This window comes from Zarconia navalis LEGE 11467 (assembly GCF_015207075.1).
Taxonomy (GTDB): Bacteria; Cyanobacteriota; Cyanobacteriia; order Cyanobacteriales; family Geitlerinemataceae; genus Zarconia; species Zarconia navalis.
Window position 1 is genome coordinate 1 of sequence record NZ_JADEXN010000392.1, and the last position, 5440, is coordinate 5440.

The 5440-nt window shown below is 49.5% G+C and carries 5 protein-coding genes; 2 read left to right on the forward strand and 3 right to left on the reverse strand.

Annotated elements, in window-relative coordinates; translation table 11 throughout:
• Together IQ235_RS17755 and IQ235_RS17760 are read left to right on the forward strand one after the other, a co-directional pair.
• The coding region (locus IQ235_RS17755) for a B12-binding domain-containing radical SAM protein (protein ID WP_264322753.1) at nucleotides 1–1031 on the forward strand (1031 nt) is incomplete at its 5' end.
• A gap of 365 nt (nucleotides 1032–1396) precedes the next feature.
• On the forward strand, nucleotides 1397–2470 hold the full coding sequence (locus IQ235_RS17760) for an AI-2E family transporter (protein WP_264322754.1): 1074 nt from the start codon (nucleotides 1397–1399) through the stop codon (nucleotides 2468–2470).
• Between the two features lie 19 nt (nucleotides 2471–2489).
• Here IQ235_RS17760 and IQ235_RS17765 read toward each other — a convergent pair whose 3' ends face one another.
• The 3 genes from IQ235_RS17765 to IQ235_RS17775 all read right to left on the reverse strand — a co-directional run.
• A complete protein-coding gene (locus tag IQ235_RS17765) occupies nucleotides 2490–3653 on the reverse strand; it encodes a hypothetical protein (protein WP_264322755.1) in 1164 nt (387 codons plus the stop codon).
• Nucleotides 3634–4752, reverse strand: coding sequence for a site-2 protease family protein (locus IQ235_RS17770; RefSeq protein ID WP_264322756.1), 1119 nt, complete (start codon nucleotides 4750–4752; stop codon nucleotides 3634–3636). The genes IQ235_RS17765 and IQ235_RS17770 overlap by 20 nt, the downstream gene beginning before the upstream one ends.
• Nucleotides 4753–5060: 308 nt before the next feature.
• Nucleotides 5061–5440 (reverse strand): ParB-like helix-turn-helix domain-containing protein (locus IQ235_RS17775; protein WP_502652927.1); only part of this gene is annotated, 380 nt, incomplete at its 5' end.

A 5440-nucleotide genomic window follows, 5' to 3' on the forward strand; every position in this document is an offset into this window, starting at 1 on the left:
ATATCATCGTTCTCTACGGTCGCAAACCTCGCACCAAAACCCCCGAGCAACTGATTGCCGAACTCGAACGCCTGTACGAACTCGATTGGCGCGGCAGCATCTTTATGGTGGATGATAACTTCATCGGCAACAAGCGCAATGTCAAGTTGTTGCTGCGGGAGTTAAAGGGCTGGATGGCCGAAAAAAAATATCCCTTTAGCTTTACCACCGAAGCTTCGGTAGACTTGGCGCAAGATGCGGAACTGATGGAGTTGATGGTTGAGTGTAATTTCACCGTCGTCTTTTTGGGCATCGAAACGCCCGATGAAGAGAGTTTGGCCCTGACGAAGAAGTTTCAAAATACCCGCGATTCCCTCGGCGAGTCCGTCGATGCGATCGTCGAGGCGGGTCTGCGGGTGACGGCCGGCTTTATTATGGGGTTTGATGGGGAGAAACCAGGGGCGGGCGCTCGCGTCGCTCAATTTGCGGAAAAAGCGGCGATTCCCCTATCCATGTTCAGTATGTTGCAGGCACTGCCTAATACCGCGCTGTGGCATCGTTTGGAGAAGGAAGGCCGGATGGTCAACGAGGGGGGTAATATCAATCAAACCACGTTGATGAACTTCGTACCCACCCGCCCGATCGAAGATATTGCCCGCGAGTATATCGATGCATTTTGGAATCTTTACGATCCCCTGCAATATCTCGAACGCACGTTCCGCCATTTCATGAAGCTGGGCATTCCTCGCAATCAAGGGGAAAGTCGGCCGAGTTGGGAATCGATTCGCGCCCTGCTAACCATTCTCTGGCGGCAGGGGATCGTCCGCAAAACTCGCGTTAAGTTCTGGATTAACTTGTATAAGATTTACCGCCGCCATCCGGGCTTGATTTCCCCTTACATCACGGTTTGCGCCTACATCGAGCATTTCTACGAGTACCGCCAAATCGTCCGGGAACAAATCACCGCTCAACTCGAAGCCTATTTGGCCACCCAAGCCAAGCAGGCCGAAGCCAAACAAGAGGCCCCGGTCGAGATCGAACGGGTGGCTTGAAGCATTCTCCCATTCGCGAGTTTGAAATTTGAAATACGAGTTTGACATCTTAGAACAAACCCATTCGAGCCGATTTTAAGACCCAGAAGACAAGAGCAAAATGTAATTAGACATCCGTTTTGCTTTTGTCTTTATCTTTTGGGATCAGTTGTCTCTTGGGGCACCCAGGTCCGAAGAATAAGCCGATATCTTTCTCCCCTTGCCCCCGTTCTATTTCTGATGTGGTCGTTGCCATGGGTGGCTCGAATCCATTCAACCATTGCTCGTGTTTGTCTGAGACGATCGCATTTGGGTTTTGACAACCACGCTATCCTTATCTTCAAAGCTCAGTTTGCAATAATACCCTTCCCAGATTCAACAGATTAATGAAACCTGCCATAACTTTTCCCTCTTGGGTAACTTGGGGATTGGTCTTTCCCTTAATTGCCCTCAACGGCTGGCTGTTCCTGGTTGTTTTCGAGTATTTTCACTCTTTCGTTACTGTTTTAGTCAGTGCCACCCTACTGGCTTTTATCTTGAATTATCCCGTACGATTTCTGACGGGTTTCGGAGTTAAGCGGGGCTGGGCCGTTTTGGGCACGATCGCCATGGCGTTGCTGTTGGTAGCGCTTCTGGGAGTCACATTAGGTCCGATCGCATATCGCCAATTCGAGGATTTGGCCGATCGCCTGCCAAGTTGGATCGAGTCCGGCACGCAGCAGCTTCAATCGTTGAACGACTGGGCGGGTAACCGAAATCTACCCATCGACGTGAGTGGTTTAACTGCCGAACTAACCGGTCGCCTATCGGGTCAACTCCAGTCCCTGGTGGGTCAAATTCTCGATACCGTTCTCGGGACTCTCGGCAGCGTGGTGGATTTGCTGTTGACCTTTGTCCTGGCGTTTTACATCCTTTTGCACGGGGAACAAGTTTGGGAGGGTATCTGCGAGTGGTTGCCTCAGCCCCTTGGGTCTCACATTCGCCCGCTTTTGGGGAAAAATTTCCATAACTACTATGTGGGACAAGCTTCTCTCGCAGCGATCGTCGGCAGTTCGATGACGGTGGCGTTCGCACTGCTCAAAGTTCCCTTTGGGTTACTCTTTGGGTTGGGTGTTGGGTTTATGGCACTGTTTCCCTTTGGTGCGGGATTGAGTATTTGCATCGTCAGCGTATTGACCGCTCTCAAAAGCGTTTGGTTGGGGGTCAGAGTGTTGGTGGCCGCGACGATCGTCGAACAAATTATCGAAAGTGGCATCGCGCCGCGTTTGCTGGGGGAATTTATCGGACTCAACCCGGTTTGGGTTCTCATCTCTTTGCTGGTGGGGGCAAAAGTCGCCGGGGTTCTCGGGGTGTTGATTGCCGTGCCGATCGCGGGTTTCTTGAAGGGAATTGCAGCGGCGATGCGATCGAACGGTTTGGATGGGGAACCATTATCCGCCTCTGGTAATTCCGAACTCTGAATTGCGAACTCGCGATCGGCTAATAAAGGGCATCGGCAGTTTGTTCGTCGGCGATCGCCCCTTGCTCGTTTCCCGATAAACGGCGTGCTTCGCTACGCAGATAATACGAATCCGGTTCGTTGGCATCAATAGCGATCGCAGCGTTGGCATCGGCGATCGCGCCGCTATAGTCTTCCATTTCGAGCTTTGTCGATCCCCGATAGATATAAGCCCAGATATCGTCGGGATCGAGTTCGATGACTTTGGTATAGTCGGCGATTGCCCCAGAAACATCTCCAGACAGGCTGCGAGCGCTCGCTCGCAGATCGTAGACGATCGGGTCTTTGGGATCGAGAGCTAATGCCCGATCGTAATCGAGGACAGCTTGCTGGTAATTCTCTGTTTCGGCGTAGAAACTGGCTCGCTCCAAATACGATCGAACTTCATCGGTCGCCAGGGAAACCACTCGATCGTAATCGGCTTTTGCCCCCCGTACGTCTTCGAGCCAACTCCGCGCCTGCGCTCTTTGAATGTAGGCCTCGATATCGTTGGGGTTGGCTTCGAGGGCTTTGGTTGCCCGATCGATTTCTCGTTGCCGATCGATGGCCATGCGCTGTTGTATTTGCTCGGGAGTCTCGAAGGCGTAAGCCACCCGCTGCCACCAACCCGGAGCCACAGCTTGCAGCATCCCAGCGATACCGCCAAATAAGCTGCCGCAGTACAGCATTAGCAAACCTATTCGAGTTATCCAGCGATCGCGCAGTTGGTAGCGGCGTTGTACCAGCTCTTTTGCCAATGCGTGTCGGGTTGCAAAGGGGAGTTTCTCGTAACCCAACTGTTTCAGGGAGGCAAAAATGGCATACAAGAAGTTGTTTCGATCGGCGATCGGATTTTCGATCGCGGCTTGCCGGAGTTTACCGTGGGCTTTTGCCGTGCGGAAGCTGTTGGGAATGCTCGCGGCAATGAGAATGGGAAACGCCATCAGCATGGGATTTCCGAGTCCGAACAGCGCCAGAACGATAACGCCAAAGACCTGAAACAAAATACCCAGGTAGGGATAGCGGGAAAATAGCAACAAATCGACAATGCGTCCGCCGTCGAGGGGGTAAATCGGCAGCAAATTGAATAGGTTCAGACCGATGAGTACCCAAGCCGCCTTATTCGTCCAATCTGGATAGCTGCCATTATGGAACGCGATCGCCAATACCCAGAATTAACCCCGGCAACGGGCCCGCCAGAAAGACCCAAAACTTTTGGGCGATCGTGGCATCTTCTTTTTGGGGAGCGATGGCAACCGCACCCAAGAAGGGGATGAAGAGCATTGAGGTATCCCGATACTGGCACAGTTTCATCGCGAGGAGATGTCCGCCTTCGTGGAGGAGAAGCGCTCCGAGCAAAATAGCTAAATCTAATGAGGAAATAAATGGAACGAACGTGGCAACAAACAATCCCAAACTTCCCAATAAAAGCCAGGTGCGTAACCTCCGTCCGACTAAGCCTCGATTTAACCGCTGGATGCGCTCGAATTGCTCGATTTCTAGCTCGATGGGAATGTCCACTCGAATGGAGGGATCGGTTTTCGCTTGTTGCCCGCGGCGTTTGACAAGCTTGGCCGTTTTCTTGTTGCCTGGGATGATTTTATGGGTCAGCTTGAGGATGGAAAACCAACGGTATTGAAAAACACCCGGCTCTCGGACGGGAAAAATTTGCTTTGTTTTGACCAATTGGTCTATATAAACTTTCAGGTTGTTTTGGAATATCTCGAGAAATCTATCGGGATGCAACACTCGGGGTGGGTTCGTTGGGGCGATTTCACTCAGTTTGTCTCGATGAGCTTGCCATTGTCCGGAAATGCGATCGGCATAAACATCTTGGACGATCGTGTTAGGAACTTGACCGAGAACGCCATGAATTTTACTATTCATAGTATTCAAAAGCCTTTCATCCTTAAAAAAAGTATAAAATTCAATATCGAACGAGTAGACGGGTTCAAAGGGTCGCCGAATTCCAGCGATCGCATAGGTTTTGGTCTCCCGATGGTAAAGCAAAACTCCCCAACCTGGAGGTAAGCTACAGACAAATTCTCGAACTTTTAAGTAACTGACTGGAATAAAATCAAGAGACTTTAATTCTCGAATTGGCGTTTTAAAAAGTTTTTTGTAGTGATTTGGAACGCAACCAGATTTTTGCAGCTCGTATTGAATGTATTGAACTTTGAGTTTGCGAATTAATAAACACGTCGTAATATACTGAAAACTTAAAATAATTAGATACAGTGTAATAATGGCAAGCGGATAAGTCATATCGATCGAACTAGGCAGACTGAGACTCTCACTACTAAATTAGCCTAAGTTTTAGATAACTAGCCATTCGGATTTCTGCGGATATTCAAAAAAGATATTCAGTATTTGTACGAATTTATTTTTTCTGACAATATGATAATCAATAAAATTAAATAGCGTTCAGCCATAGCTTTCAGGCGATACAGCCGATTCCCCCTGGGTGCGGGTCGATAATTTTCCCGCACATTTTTGAATGAGCGATCGATCGTTTCGCCTTGCAATATTAAACGCGCGCGACTCTGTGAAGGAGTATTGCTGAAGGCTTGCGATTATTCGATAATCAAAGCTTCGATTTGAGTTAATAGCTTTTCTAAGGTTTTTCGTTTGCGATCGCTTTGCCACACCGTTGACTTTTCCAAGGTCTGTTGCAGGTTTGCCAGACGATATCGAATTTGAGAAATAGCCGCCAATTCGGGTAAATAACCATTAAATTCGCGAACCTTTAGCCGAATTTGATTCAGGGAAAGTTGTTGCGATATTGCCATTTCTAAAAGCTCTAATTGTCGATCTCGATCGCGAACTTTGGCGATCGCCAAGACTTTGGTATAGGCAAGCTGATTTTGACGCAGCACATCGAGTAGGGGAGGTGGCAACTTCAGTAAGGGGAGGCGATTGCGAACGAAAGAAGACCACGCCATCGTCCCTAAAG

Excerpts from the sequence above, each read along its gene's own strand:
- IQ235_RS17760 (WP_264322754.1), top strand. The coding sequence starts at position 1,397 with ATGAAACCTGCCATAACTTTTCCCTCTTGGGTAACTTGGGGATTGGTC.
- IQ235_RS17770 (WP_264322756.1), bottom strand. The coding sequence starts at position 4,752 with ATGACTTATCCGCTTGCCATTATTACACTGTATCTAATTATTTTAAGT.